Raw genomic sequence first — 15475 nt, forward strand, 5'->3', positions numbered from 1 at the left:
AATCGGCCGGCGGTCACGTTGACCTACGCTCCGTCCATGGTCGATCTCTCGGGCAAGGTCTTCGTCATCACCGGCGGCAACGGCGGCATCGGTCTCGGTATGGCCGAGGGCATCGTCGACGCGGGCGGTGCGGTGGCGATCTGGGGCCGCAAACAGGACAAGAACGCCGACGCCGTCGCCGCGCTCGAGGCGCGTGGCGGCACCGCCCGCGCCTATGTGGTCGACGTCGCCGACGAGGAGGAGGTCGTCGACGCGATGAACCGCAGCCGGGAGGACTTCGGCCGGCTCGACGGCTGCTTCGCCAACGCCGGCCACGGCGGCATCGGCGGGTCCATCCTCGACCTCTCCCTCGAGAGCTGGCGCACGGTCATGCGGGTGAACCTGGACGGTGTCTTCCTCACGTTCCGCGAAGCCGCCCGCCATCTCGTCGACCAGGGCGAGGGCGGCAGCCTCGTCGGCGTCTCGTCCACCTCCTCCATCCACGGCGCGGCCAACAACCAGGCCTACGGCACGGCGAAGACGGCGGTGAACGGGCTGGTGCGGGCGCTGGCCGTCGAGCTGGCCCGCCACCAGATCCGGGTGAACTCGCTACTCCCCGGCTGGACGATCACCGAGCTCGCCGCGGCTCCGTACGCGAACGATCGCTTCCGCGAGGTCACCACGCGGCGCACGCCGGTGCGCCGCTGGGCCGAGCCGAGCGAGTTCCGCGAAGTGGGCGCGTGGCTGGCGGACCCGAGCCAGACGTTCCACACCGGCCAGGAGGTCTGTGTGGACGGCGGCTACACGGTTTTCTGAACCGTTCCCGGCGGGGTAGTACCGTCCGCCGCATGGAGATCGTTCCCGTCGCCGGCGCGCTCGGTGCCGAGATTCGTGGCGTCGACCTCGTCGATCCCGACCTCGACATCGAGCCGGTTCGCGCCGCCCTCCTCGAGCACCAGGTCGTGTTCTTCCGGAATGCGTCACTGACGGAGGCGGAGCAACTCGCCCTCGGCCGCAAACTCGGCACGCCGAGCGTGTTTCCCGTCGCCCGGCTCCTCGGTGCCACCGAGCCGACGATGACGGTCATCGAGGACGGCCCCGACAGCCCGAACAAGGCCGACCTGTGGCACACCGACGTCACCTGGACGCCGACACCGCCGGCGTTCGCGATCCTGCACATGGAGGTGAGGCCGGAGCGGGGCGGCGACACCCTGTGGTGCTCGGCGACCGCCGCCTACGAGGCCTTCTCGCCCGTCATGCAGGCGTTCCTGTGCGGCCTCACGGTGACCCACGACAACACGGGATTCGTCCGCCGGATGATCGAGAAGACCGGCGACCCGGACCACCACCTCGTCCACGACCTCCGCCGGGAGTACCCGCCGGTCGTGCATCCGATGGTGCGGACCCACCCGGAGACCGGGAAGCGGGCGCTCGTCTGGGCCCGGAACTTCATCTCCCACATCAACGAACTCTCCGCCGAGGAAGGCCGCACCGTGCTGGACCTGATCGACCACCACGTGACCGACCCTGCGCTGCACTGCCGCTGGTCGTGGACCGAGGGTGACCTGGCGATCTGGGACGAGCGGTCGACGCTGCACCGCGCCGCGGCGGATCACTGGCCCCATCGCCGCGTCATCCGGCGGCTCGAGATCGACGGCGACGCCCCGTTCTTCGATCCCGAGCGCGTTCCGGCATGACCGAGGTCCGCCAGGCCGTCACCGGCGACACGCTGCTCGGCGAGTGCCCGATCTGGAGCGAGGCCGAACAGGTCCTCTACTGGGTCGACATCGACGGGAAGGCGGTGCATCGCTACGACCCGGCGACCGGCGTGGACGAGCAGCGCGACGTCGGCGCCCGTCCGGGCGCGGTGGCGCTGACCGCGGACTCGGGACGGTTGCTCCTCGCGATCGAGCATCGGATCACCTGGCTCGACTGGCCGAGCGGCGAGGTCACCCCGTGGCTCGACGTGGAGGAGCCGGGCCACAACCGGTTCAACGACGGCCGCACCGATCCGGCCGGCCGTCTGGTGATCGGCACGATGTGGCCGAACACCCGGGATCGCCGCCGCACCGGCACCCTCTATTCCATCGAGGGCGACGGCACCGTCACGCCGCTGCTGTCCGAGATCGGCGTACCGAACGGGACGGCGTTCGATCCCGATCGCGGCGTGATGTACTTCGCCGACACGGCCAACCGGATCGTGGTGGTCGCCGACTACGACGTCGAGACGGGCCGCCGGTCGAACGCCCGGGAGTTCCTCGACTACCGCGACCTGCCGGGCAAGCCCGACGGCGCCTGTCTCGACGCCGACGGCTGCTACTGGTCGGCCTCGGTCCACGGTTCGGCCGTGATCCGGGTCACGCCGGACGGCGTCGTCGACCGGCGCATCGAGCTGCCGGTCGCCAAGCCGTCCATGCCGGCGTTCGGCGGACCGGATCTGTCGACGCTCTACATCACGACGATCGGCGATGCGGGCTCGGCGCCGGCGGGTCCGGGGCGCGACGGCTTCACACCCGGAGATCTTCTGGCGGTCGACGTCGACGTGCAGGGACGCCCCGACCCCCTGTTCGCCACGAAGGACTAGCGGCCGGATCGTCGCAGGGCGTACCTTCGGGCGAATGGATCTGCGGTGGCAGGAGGAGCAGCGGGCCTTCCAGGCGCGCGTCCTGATCGACGACGATCCCGATCTCGCGCTGCGCCCCTACCGCACGTTCGTCGGCGCGGCCCGCGTGATCGACGACCGCCACTCGAGCCGCACCGAACGGATCCTGCTCACCGTCATCCTCGGCGCCGTCGTCGTGTCACTGCTGCTGGCGTTCGGCTTCGCTCGGGAGTTCGCCGCGCTGACGGCGAGCGTCACCGGCGGCATCGCCTTGATGATGGCCGTCTCACCCACTCCCCCGGCCCGACGCTCGTCGGGCTGGACACCGCTGCTCGCCGTCTACCGCAGCAGCGTCCTGCGGGGCGAGGCGCCGATCTGTGTGACCCAGATCAGCGTGGACGAGTTCGAACGACTCGGCACCGAAGGGTTCGGCACGGTGGTCGGCCGGCCCCGACCCGGCGCGACGTTCGGCCTGTTCGTCGACGACCATCTCGTGTGGCCCCGCACGCCGCCGCGGGCCGCCATCCCGACCGACCCGGGCTTCGGCACGAACTGACGCGGCTCAGTGGCGCTTGACGCCGCCGTACTTCATCCGCGTGTCGCTCATCGCCGCGGCACGCGTCTCGTCGTCGTTGATCGCCGCGTCCACGAGCTCGCCGATGAACAGCGTGTGGGTGCCGAGGTCGACCGCCTGCCGGACCTCGCAGTCCATCCACGCGATCGCCTCGTCGAAGACCGGTGCGCCCGTCGTGGCCGCCCGGACCGCCCGGCCGTTGAGCGTGTCGCCCTCGTCCACCGCCGGCTTCGAGAACTTCACGAACACCCGGGTGTCGTCGCTGTCCCAGAGGTTGACGGTGAAGCACCCACCGTCGCTGATGAGCCGGTGCGTGACTGCCGTGTTGTCGACGCCGATCCCGATGAGCACGGGCTCCATCGACAGCTGCGTGATCCAGCTGGTGGTCATCGCGTTGCGTTCGTCGCCGGCCCGCGAGCCGACCAACGCCAGCGCGTTGGGGATCTTCCACGTGATGCGGTTGGTCAGTTCGTCGTCGAGCGCCATGGGCGGGACCGTAGCTCAGCGGTGGCGAGGCTCACGGCAGAGGAACACGCCGACGTCCTTCGTGATCTCCACGACGCCACCTCCCGAGACGAACGCGGCGTCGACCAGCGACCGGAGCTCGGCGATCTGGCCGTCGTCACCGTCCTCGACCGGCGGGTAGGAGCACATGTAGGCCATGAGGTCGTCCGCCTCGGTCACCCGGAGCGTGTCGGGGAACCGGATCAGCTCGACGTCGGCGAACGCCGCCTCCAGCATCGGCAGGCCGGAGGCCAGCCCGAACGCCTCCGTGGTGCGATCCACGACCCGACTCGAGAACACCGCGTGCTCGAGCAGCTTGGTCTCACGGAAGTGGCGCTCGCCGTTCGTCGCGACGATCGCGATCCCGTCGGGACGCAGGACCCGGGCGATCTCGGCCACCGCGTCGGGCGGGTGGGGCACGTGGTAGAGCATGTGGTTGGCGATCACGTGCACCGCCGATGCGTCGGTGACGTCGAGCCGTTCGGCCGGCGCGACGTGTCCGTTCACCGTGTAGCCCGCAGCCGATGCCCGGGCGACCGCGGCCTCGACCATGCCCGCGCTCAGGTCGGTGAGCGTGATCGACCCCCGCACCGGCGGCCGGCCTTCCTCCCAGAGATGTCCGGGACCGCAGCCGACCTCCACGACCGGCCCGTCCGCCCACGGCACCTGAGCGACCAGCCACGGGAACCACTTCTGCGGTGCCGTCGAATAGAGGGTGTGCAGCCGCTGGCGATCGGCGAGCTTGTCGGGCGTGCGGTACTGGCTGCCGCGGAGGTACGCCTGGTCGCCCGTGAATCGATCGTCGGTCATGGACGGACGGTACCCGCCTGGTCAGTCGAGCTTCGGTCGACCGCTCCCGATCACGGTCGCCGCGCCCTCGACGAACATCGGCCGACCGTCGATGTCGGCGGACTTCTCCGTCCAGTGGGTCTCCACCTCGAAGTCCGGCGCGCCGGCTGCCGCCATCTCGGCCCGCACGATCTCCTCCCCGACCGCGGTGGCCCGATCCCGCGCCGCCTCCAGGTCGTAGAGCGTCTCGATGTCGCCGCGGCCGTGCACCCGGAAGATGCCGCGGCGAGGAGCGGTGACGGTGATCCGGCGCCGGATGCGCACCTTGCCGACGACCGCGCCGATGGCGTTGGCGACGTCCGCGTGTTCGGGCACGGTGACCGCGGCGCCGAGCAGCGCCCCGATCGCCGGGTAGTAGGTGGCCGCCGGTGCGCCGAGGCCGATGAGCGGGACGGCGAGCCCGACGTCCAGGCGTGCGGTCGACGCGGCACCGTCGAACGCGGCGGCGACGAGCGCGGAGCCGACCGCGTCGGTCGACAGGCCATCGCGGACGAGCGCCGCCTGGAGGAGCGCTTCGGCGGACTGCCGGGTGAGGGCATCGACGACCGCGACCGAGAGCGCCTCCGCCCCCGCGGCGACCGGGTTGCCGTAGCGGTCGCGGCGCTGCGCGAAGAGGTCGGCTGCCATCACCGCGAGCTCCGGAGCGTGGGTCGTCTGGGTGCCCAACGCATGACTCGCATCCGTCGGCGTGAACCCGCTGAGGCGCACGAGCCCGCGCGTGACGAGGCGACGCAGGGCGCGGGCCTGCAGCCTCGTGTCGACCAGCGCGTCGGCGGGTGCCGGACCGTCCTCGATCGCGTCGGCGACGGCCTGCTCGGTGCGGTCGAGCCGCGCCGTCGGCAGCCGGCCGGCGGCGGCGACGAACATGCCGGACCACTCGGTGGGTGGCGTGTCCGCGTTGCGCTGGCGCACCAGGGTGCGCTCGACCAGGTCGGCATCCACCATCGCGGTGTGCACGATCGGGACGAGCCGGCGGGGCCCGATCGTGAGCTCGGCGCCGACGGCGCGCTCGGCGAGTCCGACCTCGCTGTCGCCCCCGATGCCGTGGGTGTGCATGAGCACGGCCTCGACCATCGTCTGGTGACCGCCCACGATCGCCCCCTGCGATCCGAACTCGGGGAGGCCATCGCGCAGGACGGCGATGTCGGTGGTGGTGCCCCCGATGTCGGCGATGATCGCGTCCGGCGTCGCGGCGAGATGGGCGGCGCCGACGAGGCTCGCCGCCGGCCCCGAGAGGATCGTCTCGACCGGCCGGTCCCGCACGAAGGCGCTGGAGACGAGCGAGCCGTTGCCCCGCACGACCATGATCGGCGCGTCGATCGAGCGTTCGGTGAGGATCGCCGTCGTCGTCGACACCAATTCGTCGATCATGGCGATCAGCCTGGCGTTGAGCAGGGCGGTGACGGACCGCTTCGGCCCGTTGAGGCCGTCGCTGAGCTCGTGGCTGCACGTCACCGGCAGCCCGGTGCGTTCCCGGATGATCTCGCGGGCGGCGAGCTCGTGTTCGGGATTGCGCACACCGAACTGGCCCGTGACCGCGAACCCCTCGACGTCGTCGGGGAGCGCGTCGAGACCGGCGACGAGGGCGTCGACATCGAGGTCGGCGACCGCCGTGCCGTGGGGACCGTGGCCCCCGGCGACGGAGATCACCGCGTCGGAACCGATCACGTCGCGCAGGCCGCCCCGATCGAGCGCCTCCTCCTCGAAGCCGATCATGACGAGGCAGGCAGGCCGACCGACGCCTTCGACGAGGGCGTTGGTGGCGAGGGTCGTGGAGAGCGAGACGAGCCCGATGGTGTCCGGCGCGACGGCAGCGGCGGCGAGCGCGCCGTCGAGCGCCTCCCGGATGCCGACGGCGAGATCGTCATGGGTCGTCGGCGCCTTCGCCTTCGCCAGGACGACCCCGGCCCGATCGTCGTAGACCACGGCGTCGGTGTAGGTGCCGCCGGTGTCGACGCCCACGAACACGGTGCGACCCTCGGACATCGGCCCAGTCTGCCCCTACGATCCCTCCATGCCTCGCATCTCCCGCCCCGACATGGCCGACTACGGCGTCCCGACCGAGCTCGACGGCACCCTGCCCTGGTCCTGGGCGGAGGACCGGCTGGCCGCATCGCGCAACTTCTGGCTCGTCACCGTGAGCGCCGCGGGGCGTCCCCATTCGATGCCGGTCTGGGGGGTCTGGATCCCGGAACGGGACCGTTTCGCCTTCAGCTGTTCACCGAACGCCCGCAAGGTCCGCAACCTCGAGGCGAACGACCGGGTCGTCATCACGAACGACGACGCGGTCAACGTCGTGTCGCTCGAGGGCCGGGCCGAGCGGATCACCGGCGCCGCCGTCGACGCCATGTGCGTGCCCTACCAGGCCAAGTACGCGGCGGAGCAGTTCTTCGAAGACGTCGACGTCGTGATCGGGTTCATGCACCAGAACGCCGCCTACGAGGTCGTGCCGGACCGCGCCTTCGGGATCATCGAGACCGCCGAGGACTTCGGCCCCCGCGCCACGCGGTGGGACTGGGACTGAACGCTCAGGGCCAGAGCGGCTCGGGGATGGGATCGATCGCGTTGCCCCACGTGTTCTTGTAGGACACCTCGTGGGCCGGGCTCCGCTTGGCGACGCCCCAGTTGCCGAGCGGGTACCCGAACGGCACGCAGCACGCCATGCGCCAGCCCTCCTCCTTCGGCACGCCGAGCACGTCGAGGGTCTCGTCGTTCTTGAACATGAGCACGCTCGTGAGCGACGAACCCACCCCGTCGGCGCGGGCCTGGAGCATCGCGTTCCAGACCGCCGGGAAGATGGAACCACCGGTGGTGTCGAACTGGTCGAACGCGAACAGCAGCATCGGATACGACCCGAAGTTCTCCTGCGCCCAGGTGACCGAGTTCATGATCGCCCGGAACTGGCGGGCCTCGGCGTCGTCGGACGACTGGGCGTGGGCGACCTTGTCCTTGTAGACGGTGTCCCACAGCATGTCGATGCACTCCGCGTAGATCGCCCCGACCTCGGCGATCCTGTCCGGATCGTCCATCAACAGGAACCGCCAGCCCTGGGCGTTGCCCCCACTGGGAGCGCGGATCGCGGCATCGAGGATGCGGGCCTGCACGTCGGCGGGGATCGGGTCGGGCTTCACCCGCCGCATCGCCCGGGTCGTGTACAGCGCTTCTCTCACATCCATGCTCGACTCCTCATCGCTCGTGCCTGCGGACCACCGACGCAGAGTCGACCACACCCTCCCGCAGATTGCGAGACCGTCGACCCCCGGCTCTAGAGTTCCGGCCCATGCGCCGCCTCCTCGTCATCGGTCTCGCCCTCAGCACCTTCGCGATCGCCTGCGGCGACGCGACGGAGGAGGGCGACGCGCCGACCACGACCACGTCGACGACGAGCACGACTTCGCCATCGACCACGACCACATCGACCACGACGACGACCACGACGACGACCACGACGACCGAGGCTCCGCCCGAGCTCGTCGGCGCCGACCTCGCGGCCACGGGGCCGTATCCGGTGGGCGTCACCACCCGCACGCTCCCGACCGGCAACGAGGTGGAGATCTGGTACCCGGCCGGGCCGGATGCGGAGGGCCAGACCGACACCTACTCGGTGCGCACGTTCACCCCGGAGGCCATGCGGGTGCTCGTCCCCGAGGAGATCAACGATCGGGTGACGGTGGCCGCGGGTCGCGACGCGTCGGTGGCCGAGGACGGACCGTTCCCGCTCGTGATGTTCAGCCACGGCTCGACGAGCTTCCGCTTCCAGTCGACCAACCTCACCCATCACCTGGCGTCGTGGGGCATGGTCGTCGCGTCGACCGACCACCCGACCCGGGCCCTCACCACGATGCTGGCCCGGCCGGAGGACGCGCCGAGCTCGGTGGACGACGTCCTCGCCATGCGCGAGCTGGTGCTCGCCGACGAGATCCTCGGCGCCCATGTCGACGGTGAGCGCGTCGGCATGAGCGGCCACAGTGCCGGCGGCGGCACGACGCTCGCCGTCACCGCCCTCGGCGACATCGACGGCTACGTGAGCTATGCGTCCGGCGGGTTCTCGGACGAGCCGATGCCGGACGTGCCGTCGCTCTTCATGGCCGGCGAGATCGACATGATCGTCGCGCCCGACCGCACCCGGGACGCATTCGAGGCCGCCCCCGCACCGAGCTGGTACATGGAGTTCGCCGAAAGCGGGCACCTCGCCTTCAGCGACCTCTGCGCGGTCGGCGACGGCAACGCGACGTTGATCGACCTCGCCCTCGCCGCCGGGCTGGAGGCCTTCCTCACCGACGGCCTGGTACGCCTCGCCACGGACGGTTGTGAGGAACCGAACCGCCCGGTCACCGAGGTCTGGCCGGCGATCCACCAGGCGACCACCGGCTTCTTCCGGTGGGTCTTCGGCATCGACGAGGACCCGATCGGGCTCGACGAGTTCACCGTCGACGGTGTGACGGTCGACGCTTCCTGAGCCTCACATCGTCCGGGAGGACGCCGATGGAATCGGGTGTCCAGTTTCATCGACGCCCTCTTCGAACCCGAGCGGCACTGCTCGTGCGGCCATCACGAGGGTTCGCACTGCCACGGTTTCAGCAACCAGGCCTGCATGTGGTGTGACTGTCGGGTGTTCGTGGATCCCGACCGCGAGCCGACGAACGTGGGCCGCAACGAGCCCTCGCCCATCCGGCACTTCTTCGCCGGGCGCTGAGCCAACCGGCGAACCCGCGTTAATTCGTTCGACGGACCCGCGCTCGTTTCGTACGGTGCTCGCACGGAGCGGTGATCGACCGCTCGTCACGGGAAGGAGCACCACGATGAAGAACCTGACGTTCGTCAATTGCCTCATCGCCGGCGTGCTCCGCCTGCGCTGACCCGCAGCCCCTCCCGCGACGACGCCACCCCGCATCCACCCGTGACCGCGCGGTCACACCGGATCGGGCCCGCCCGTTCGTCTGTCCCCGAACCCGGACACGCACGAAGGAACCTCACCATGCATGGACTCATCATCCTCGCGCTGTTGCAGGACCGGCGGTCGAACCCGCACGCCCGCCCCCCGGAGCGTCGCGGTCGCCCGACCCACCCGGCTCCCAAGCGACAGCCGCAGCGCTGGACCCGTCCCGGCCGGCGCTGACCGACCCCGGCCCCCGTTCTCACCCGCACCCGTGTGGGAGAGCACGCGGGGGCCGGGGCGCAGGGCCTACGGTCTCGGGATGGATCTCGCCGAGGTACAGCGGTTGATGGACGAGCTCTACGGGGCGGCGGACACCGAGCGGGGCATACCGTCCACGGTCGCCTGGCTCTGCGAGGAGCTGGGCGAACTGGCCCAGGCGGTGCGCAAGGGCACCCGCGAAGAGCAGGTCCACGAGTTCGCCGATGTGTTGGCGTGGCTGGCGTCGCTCGCCAACCAGATGGACATCAGCCTCGACGACGCCATGCAGCGCTTCGTCGAGAACCCGCCCTGATCAGACGATCCCCCGGGCCACGAGCGCCTCGGCGATCTGGATGGTGTTGAGCGCGGCGCCCTTGCGGAGGTTGTCGCTCGACACGAAGAACGACAAGCCGTTCTCGACGGTGGAGTCGACACGGAACCGGCCCACGAACGAGGGGTCGGCGCCGGCCGCTTCGAGCGGCGTGGGCACGTCGGTGACGACGACGCCGGGCGCGTCGCGCAGCACCTCGATCGCTTGTTCGGGGGAGATCGGCCGGGCGAACCGCGCGTTGATCGAGAGCGAGTGGCCGGTGAACACCGGCACCCGCACGCACGTGCCGGACACCGCGAGATCGGGAAGACCGAGGATCTTGCGGTTCTCGTCGCGCAGCTTCTGCTCCTCGCTGGTCTCGTGGAGACCGTCGTCGACGATCGCACCGGCCATCGGCAGGACGTTGCATGCGATCGGCTCGACGAAGTTCTCCCCCGCCTCGAGGGCGACGGCTCGCCCGTCGAAGGTGAGGGCCGGACCATTGGCGCCGACCTTCTGGAGCTGCTCGTCCAGCTCGTCCACCCCACTCAACCCGGCACCGGACACGGCCTGGTAGGTGGAGATCACGAGTGCTTCGAGACCGGCTTCGACGTCGAGCGGCTTGAGCACGGGGATCGCGGCCATCGTCGTGCAATTCGGATTGGCGATGATGCCCTTCGGGATGTCGTCGAGCGCGTCGACGTTCGCCTCGGGGACGACGAGGGGCACCTCGGGATGCATGCGCCACGCCGACGAGTTGTCGATGACGATCGCGCCCTGGGCCGCGACCTTCTCGGCGATGGCGCGGCTCGTGGTGGCTCCCGCGGAGAAGATCGCGATGTCGAGACCGGTGAAGTCGGCCTCGGCCGCGTCCTCGACGACGATGTCGCGTCCCTGCCACTCGATCGTCCTGCCCGCCGAACGGGCCGAGGCGAAAAGGCGCAGCGAGTCGACCGGGAAGTTCCGCTCGGCGAGGAGGGTCTGCACGACCCCGCCCACCTGGCCGGTGGCACCAACGATTCCTACCTGCATACCCATCAGGCTACCGGCCGCGTCGGGAGCCGGGCCGCGGGTTTCGGTCAGAGGTCGTAGCCTGCCCGGTTCTCGGACCACCACGCGTCGAGGCGGGCGTAGAGCTCGTCATCGGACAGCTCACCCTCCGCCCGCTTCACCTCGAGCAGCATCGCCAGGGCGTCGCCGACATGGCGACCGCCGCCGGTGTCGAGATGCGCCATCACGGCCTGCCCGTCGATCTGGGGCCGTTCGGCCGCCCGGCGCTCCTCCTCGGCCAGCTCGGCGATGCGCCTCTCGAGATCGTCGATCGCCGACTGGAGGTCGGCCGCCTTCTGCTTGTTGCGGGTGGTGCAGTCGCTGCGGATGAGCGCGTTCAGGCGCCCGAGCAGCGGACCGGCGTCGCGGGCGTAGCGCCGCACCGCGCTGTCGGACCAGCCGTCGGCGTAACCCTTGAAACGGCCGCTGAGCCGGACGAGCTCACTGACGGCGTCCACCGTCGCGTCGTCGTAGCCGAGCGCTTCCATCCGCTTGCGGGTCATGCGCGAACCGACGACCTCGTGGTGACGGAACGTGACGCCGCCGTGCTCGAAGCTGCGGGTGCGGGGCTTGGCGATGTCGTGGAAGAGCGCGGCGAGGCGCACGATCACATCGTCCGGGGTCTTGGCCACGACGGCGATCGTGTGCGACAGCACGTCCTTGTGCCGGTGGATCGGATCCTGCTCCATGCGCAGCGCCGGGAGTTCGGGTACGAGTTCGTCGATCCGTCCGCTGTCGACCGCGGACCAGAGCGCGCCGGAGACGTCCTCCGCCATCAGGATGGCGGAGAGGGCGTCGGCCCCGGGGGCGTCGGTCGGCGAAGTCGTGTCCACAGCGGGGAAAGTCTACGGTCGCGCCCCATGGGACTGGACCAATTCCGACTCGATGGCAAGGTTGCGGTGGTCACGGGGGCCGGCCGCGGTATCGGCGCGGCGACCGCGACACTGATGGCGGAGGCCGGCGCGGACGTCGTGATCGGGGCGCGAACGGAGGCCCAGCTCGCCGAGGTCGCCGCCACGATCGAGGGCCACGGCCGCGGCGCGGCGGTCGTGGCGGGCGACCTGTCGACCCGGGAGGGGCTCGCCGCGCTCGTCGACACCGCGGTCGACACCTTCGGTGGGATCGACATCGTCGTCAACAATGTGGGCGGCTCGATGCCCACCGCGTTCATGGACACCACGGAGAAGGCGTTCGACGGCGCGATGCGGTGGAACGTGACCACCGCGTTCAACCTCACGCAGCTCGCCGTACCCCACATGATCGAGCGACCGGGCGCGAGTGTCGTCAACATCGCCTCGACCGCCGGACTGTTCGCGAGCCGCGGGTTCGCCGCCTACGGCACGGCGAAGGCCGCGCTCATCCACCTCACTCGCGCCCTCGCCCAGGACCTCGCCCCGAAGATCCGCGTCAACGCCGTCTGCCCCGGCTCCATCGCGACCTCCGCCCTCGAGATCGTGCTCCAGACCCCCGAGCTCGAAGAGGCGATGAACGACGCAACGCCACTCGGCCGGCTCGGCGAGCCCGAGGAGATCGCGGCGGCGGCCGTGTTCCTCGCGAGTCCGGCGTCGGCCTACACCACCGGCCAGTTCCTCGGCGTCGACGGCGGCATCACCGGGTCGAACCTCGACATGGGGATACCCGACGTCTGATCGTTCCCTAGGCTGCCCCGATGGCGCTCGCGGACCTGATCCACACCGATGACGACTTCGTCCCCACCAAGGCCCTCCTGGTCGTGGCCCACCCCGATGACGTCGACTTCGGCGCGGCCGGCACCGTTGCCACCCTGACGGACAACGGCGTCGAGGTCGTCTACGGGTTGGTCACCAGCGGGCAGGCCGGCGAACCGGCCCACCTGACGCCCGACGAGCTCCGCGAGATCCGCCAGAAGGAACAGACCGAGGCGGCGGCCGTCGTCGGCGTCACCGAACTCCACTGGCTGGACTTCCCCGACGGGCATCTCGTCGCCGACCTCGAGCTCCGCAAGGCGATCGCCCGGCTGATCCGGATCGTGAAGCCGGACCTGGTGATCACCCAGACGCCCGTGCGCAATCTCGACCGGGTCTACGCCGCCCACCCCGACCATCTGGCGGCGGGCGAGGCGACGGTGTGCGCCGTCTATCCCGACGCCCGCAACGGCCATTCGTTCCCCGAGTTGCTCGCCGAGGGCCACGAGCCCCACGCCGTGCCCCGCCTGTGGCTGATGGCCGGCACCGATCAGAACCTCCATGTGGACATCACCGACGCGATCGACCGCAAGATCGAGGCGCTGCTCGCCCACCACTCCCAGAACGACGACCGGGCCGAGGTGCTCCCGGGCATGATCCGCGAATGGGCCGAGGCCAACGCCGCGCTCGTCGGGCACGAAGGGCGCGCCATCGAGTCGTTCCGGCTGGTCCACACGGAGTAGCGCGCCGGCGACCCGACCGACGGGCGTCAGCGCGGGAAGTAGCGGGCTTCGAGCCCGGCCAGCACGACCTCGAGCCCCTCGTCGAACTTCTCCTCCGACGAGAGGACGTCGGCGGCGCGCTGGATCTCGCGCTGGTCGTCCTCCCGGTCGGCGGGGTCCGTGGGCGGCCCGGGCACCAGGCCGTGTTCGTTCACGATCGTGCCGATGACCCAGCTGGCCACGGTGACGAACGCGAGCGTGCCGACCCGATCGTCGTCCGTCATCAACTGGGCGGCCTCGACGATGCGGCGATCGAACTGCCGGGCCGCCTCGGAATTGGCGGCCGGGTGGATGAGGAGGTGCACGGCGCGGGGATGGGCGGCGGCGACGTCGACGTAGGCGTGCGACAACGCCCGGGCGTGGACCTTCCAGTCCCCGGTCGGTTCGCCGTAGGCGTCCAGCACGTCCGCGTAGAGGCGGTCCGACACGGCGTCGAGAAGATCGGCCTTGTTCGCCACATGGTTGTAGAGCGACATCGCCTCGACACCGAGTTCGGCGCCGAGCTTGCGCATCGAGAGCGCGTCGAGCCCGTGCGCGTCGATGAACGCCACCGCGGCTGCGGCGACACGTTCACGACTGAGCGGTGGGCGATCCGTCACGGTCACAGGAGCCACACTACGCGCCGGGCCCGCGGTCGTGGTCAGCCGGCCTGGAGGGCGGCGAGCCGGCGAGCGACGTAGGCGCCATCCGCACCCGTGGCGGCGGCGAGCGCCCCGAGGTCACCGGCCGGCGCCGTGATCAGCGCCACGGGTCCTCTCCGGAGGAGTCGCAGCAGGTCGAGATAGCGGCGGTAGACGTCATCGGCCGTGCAGCTCGTGGGCAGACCGACCGAGACCGCGCCGATGCTCAGACCGAAGTGGTCGACGTGCAACGAGTGGTCGCCGCCGATGGCGTCCTGGGTGTCGGTGAAGGCCACGGCCACCCAGGAAACCGCACGGCGGGCACCCCGACCTGAGGCGGTCGACTCATTTGCCGGTCGAGTCGATCCACTCGAGGACCTCGAATCCACCCATGCCAGCCGGATCCGTGAGCGCCTCCGCCTCGCGGACACGGCTGCGGGCCTTCAGCGCGGCGAGGTCGCCGACCGCCGCGGACGCCTCCCAGATGCGCCGACCCTCGTCAACGAGGGTGTCGATGCCATGCACCGCCAGCCAGGCCGCCTGCGTGCGCCGGTCGGTGGGCGCGGGCAGCTGGTCGAACGCCACGTCGGCCGTGATGTCGCACGTTCCGGGGTCGGCGAGCCAGTCGGAACCCCCCTCGTGGCCGTGGTGGGTCCGTAGCCAGCCGTCGCCGCGGGCGGCGAGCTCGACGGTGTCGGCCCCGTAGTCGAGTACGACGACGCGACCGGCCCGGGCGGCCGACCGCTCGACCCAGCGCCGGGCTTCGGTCTGGACCGGGATCCGCCCACCGACCGGCACCGCCGCCGCGACCGCGAGCGCCTCGACACCGTCGAGGATTTCGCCGAGCCGTTCGGTGAACCGCCCGGACGCATCCCGCGCGCCGATGCGGACCGAGCGCCACCCGGTGGAGGTGCGCTCGGCGATGTCGAACGCGAGGTTGTCGAGCAGTTCGTTGGCGAGGATCACATCGACCGGGTCCGTCACGTTCCCGGGCGCGACCGAGGCGAGCTGGGGATGCTCCGGGTGCAACGCCCGTTGGGCGACGGCGCGCTCGACGGCGACCCACCGCAGCGCGCCGGAGGCCAGCACCTCCGGTGCCGCCGCCACGACGGCGCGGGCGAGCGTGCCGGGTCCGGCCCCCCACTCCTCCACCACGAACGACGGCGGACGACCGGCGGCGGCCCACCAGGCGTCGATGGCGCGGGCCACCACCGCGCCGAACAGTGGTCCGACCTCGGGGGCCGTCAGGAAGTCGCCACGCCGACCGGCCCGGCCCCCCGTTGCGTAGAAGCCGGCGTCCTCGTCGTACAGCGCCGCTTCCACGAACGCGGCGACGGGCATCGGCCCCGACCTGGCAATCTCACGATCGAGCCGGTCGGCGAGCGACTCGGCCGGCATGGGCGG

The 15475-nt window shown here is 70.9% G+C and carries 19 protein-coding genes; 10 read left to right on the plus strand and 9 right to left on the minus strand.

Annotation, left to right across the window (positions count from 1 at the left end; all coding sequences use genetic code 11):
* Positions 1-36: 36 nt before the first annotated feature.
* Genes R8F63_15820 through R8F63_15835 form a run of 4 tightly spaced genes read left to right on the plus strand, consistent with a single transcriptional unit; the run spans position 37 to position 3137 of the window.
* Positions 37-795: an SDR family oxidoreductase gene (locus R8F63_15820; GenBank protein MDW3220079.1), complete on the plus strand. Its 759-nt coding sequence runs from the start codon at positions 37-39 to the stop codon at positions 793-795.
* A gap of 32 nt (positions 796-827) precedes the next feature.
* A complete protein-coding gene (locus R8F63_15825) occupies positions 828-1676 on the plus strand; it encodes a TauD/TfdA family dioxygenase (protein ID MDW3220080.1) in 849 nt (282 codons plus the stop codon).
* Positions 1673-2563: an SMP-30/gluconolactonase/LRE family protein gene (locus R8F63_15830; GenBank protein MDW3220081.1), complete on the plus strand. Its 891-nt coding sequence runs from the start codon at positions 1673-1675 to the stop codon at positions 2561-2563. Before R8F63_15825 ends, R8F63_15830 begins: the two co-directional genes overlap by 4 nt.
* A 34-nt stretch (positions 2564-2597) precedes the next feature.
* The gene (locus R8F63_15835) at positions 2598-3137 is read left to right on the plus strand and encodes a hypothetical protein (GenBank protein ID MDW3220082.1); all 540 of its coding nucleotides are present in this window, start codon (positions 2598-2600) and stop codon (positions 3135-3137) included.
* Between the two features lie 6 nt (positions 3138-3143).
* Here the strand turns inward: R8F63_15835 and R8F63_15840 are convergent, their stop codons facing one another.
* From R8F63_15840 to R8F63_15850, 3 genes are read right to left on the minus strand one after another with little or no spacing between them, the layout of a single operon-like run.
* Positions 3144-3641: a flavin reductase family protein gene (locus R8F63_15840; GenBank protein ID MDW3220083.1), complete on the minus strand. Its 498-nt coding sequence runs from the start codon at positions 3639-3641 to the stop codon at positions 3144-3146.
* Between the two features lie 15 nt (positions 3642-3656).
* The gene (locus R8F63_15845; GenBank protein MDW3220084.1) at positions 3657-4469 is read right to left on the minus strand and encodes a class I SAM-dependent methyltransferase; all 813 of its coding nucleotides are present in this window, start codon (positions 4467-4469) and stop codon (positions 3657-3659) included.
* Between the two features lie 21 nt (positions 4470-4490).
* On the minus strand, positions 4491-6494 hold the full coding sequence (locus tag R8F63_15850) for a hydantoinase/oxoprolinase family protein (protein ID MDW3220085.1): 2004 nt from the start codon (positions 6492-6494) through the stop codon (positions 4491-4493).
* A gap of 28 nt (positions 6495-6522) precedes the next feature.
* On the opposite strand from R8F63_15850, the gene R8F63_15855 reads away from it, so the two are divergent.
* Entirely contained in the window at positions 6523-7032 is a 510-nt protein-coding gene (locus tag R8F63_15855) for a pyridoxamine 5'-phosphate oxidase family protein (GenBank protein MDW3220086.1), read from the plus strand.
* 4 nt (positions 7033-7036) lie between these two features.
* Here the strand turns inward: R8F63_15855 and R8F63_15860 are convergent, their stop codons facing one another.
* Positions 7037-7684 (minus strand): nitroreductase family protein, encoded by a 648-nt coding sequence (locus R8F63_15860; GenBank protein ID MDW3220087.1) that lies wholly within the window; start codon positions 7682-7684, stop codon positions 7037-7039.
* A 104-nt stretch (positions 7685-7788) separates the two neighbouring features.
* On the opposite strand from R8F63_15860, the gene R8F63_15865 reads away from it, so the two are divergent.
* The 3 genes from R8F63_15865 to R8F63_15875 all read left to right on the plus strand — a co-directional run bounded on the left by R8F63_15865 (position 7789) and on the right by R8F63_15875 (position 9958).
* Positions 7789-8967, plus strand: a complete 1179-nt coding sequence (locus R8F63_15865; GenBank protein ID MDW3220088.1) for a hypothetical protein — start codon at positions 7789-7791, stop codon at positions 8965-8967.
* Positions 8968-9003: 36 nt separating this feature from the next.
* On the plus strand, positions 9004-9204 hold the full coding sequence (locus R8F63_15870; protein ID MDW3220089.1) for a hypothetical protein: 201 nt from the start codon (positions 9004-9006) through the stop codon (positions 9202-9204).
* A gap of 502 nt (positions 9205-9706) precedes the next feature.
* Entirely contained in the window at positions 9707-9958 is a 252-nt protein-coding gene (locus R8F63_15875; GenBank protein ID MDW3220090.1) for a MazG nucleotide pyrophosphohydrolase domain-containing protein, read from the plus strand.
* Here R8F63_15875 and R8F63_15880 read toward each other — a convergent pair whose 3' ends face one another.
* Both R8F63_15880 and R8F63_15885 read right to left on the minus strand, forming a co-directional pair.
* Positions 9959-10987, minus strand: coding sequence for an aspartate-semialdehyde dehydrogenase (locus R8F63_15880; protein MDW3220091.1), 1029 nt, complete (start codon positions 10985-10987; stop codon positions 9959-9961). It abuts the gene before it with no gap.
* A 47-nt stretch (positions 10988-11034) separates the two neighbouring features.
* Entirely contained in the window at positions 11035-11838 is an 804-nt protein-coding gene (locus tag R8F63_15885) for an HDIG domain-containing protein (protein ID MDW3220092.1), read from the minus strand.
* Between the two features lie 27 nt (positions 11839-11865).
* Here R8F63_15885 and R8F63_15890 point away from each other — a divergent pair, with 27 nt between their 5' ends.
* Positions 11866-12654, plus strand: coding sequence for an SDR family oxidoreductase (locus R8F63_15890; protein ID MDW3220093.1), 789 nt, complete (start codon positions 11866-11868; stop codon positions 12652-12654).
* 20 nt (positions 12655-12674) lie between these two features.
* Positions 12675-13412 carry a PIG-L deacetylase family protein gene (locus R8F63_15895; GenBank protein MDW3220094.1) on the plus strand — a complete coding sequence of 246 codons (738 nt, stop codon included), beginning with the start codon at positions 12675-12677 and terminating at the stop codon, positions 13410-13412.
* Positions 13413-13438: 26 nt separating this feature from the next.
* Here the strand turns inward: R8F63_15895 and R8F63_15900 are convergent, their stop codons facing one another.
* Genes R8F63_15900 through R8F63_15910 form a run of 3 tightly spaced genes read right to left on the minus strand, consistent with a single transcriptional unit; the run spans position 13439 to position 15469 of the window.
* On the minus strand, positions 13439-14056 hold the full coding sequence (locus R8F63_15900; protein MDW3220095.1) for a TetR family transcriptional regulator: 618 nt from the start codon (positions 14054-14056) through the stop codon (positions 13439-13441).
* Positions 14057-14091: 35 nt separating this feature from the next.
* The gene (locus tag R8F63_15905) at positions 14092-14367 is read right to left on the minus strand and encodes a hypothetical protein (protein ID MDW3220096.1); all 276 of its coding nucleotides are present in this window, start codon (positions 14365-14367) and stop codon (positions 14092-14094) included.
* A 49-nt stretch (positions 14368-14416) separates the two neighbouring features.
* Positions 14417-15469, minus strand: a complete 1053-nt coding sequence (locus tag R8F63_15910) for an SAM-dependent methyltransferase (protein MDW3220097.1) — start codon at positions 15467-15469, stop codon at positions 14417-14419.
* Positions 15470-15475 lie beyond the last annotated feature (6 nt).

The sequence above is a fragment of the Acidimicrobiales bacterium genome, assembly GCA_033344915.1.
Lineage (GTDB): Bacteria > Actinomycetota > Acidimicrobiia > Acidimicrobiales > Aldehydirespiratoraceae > JAJRXC01.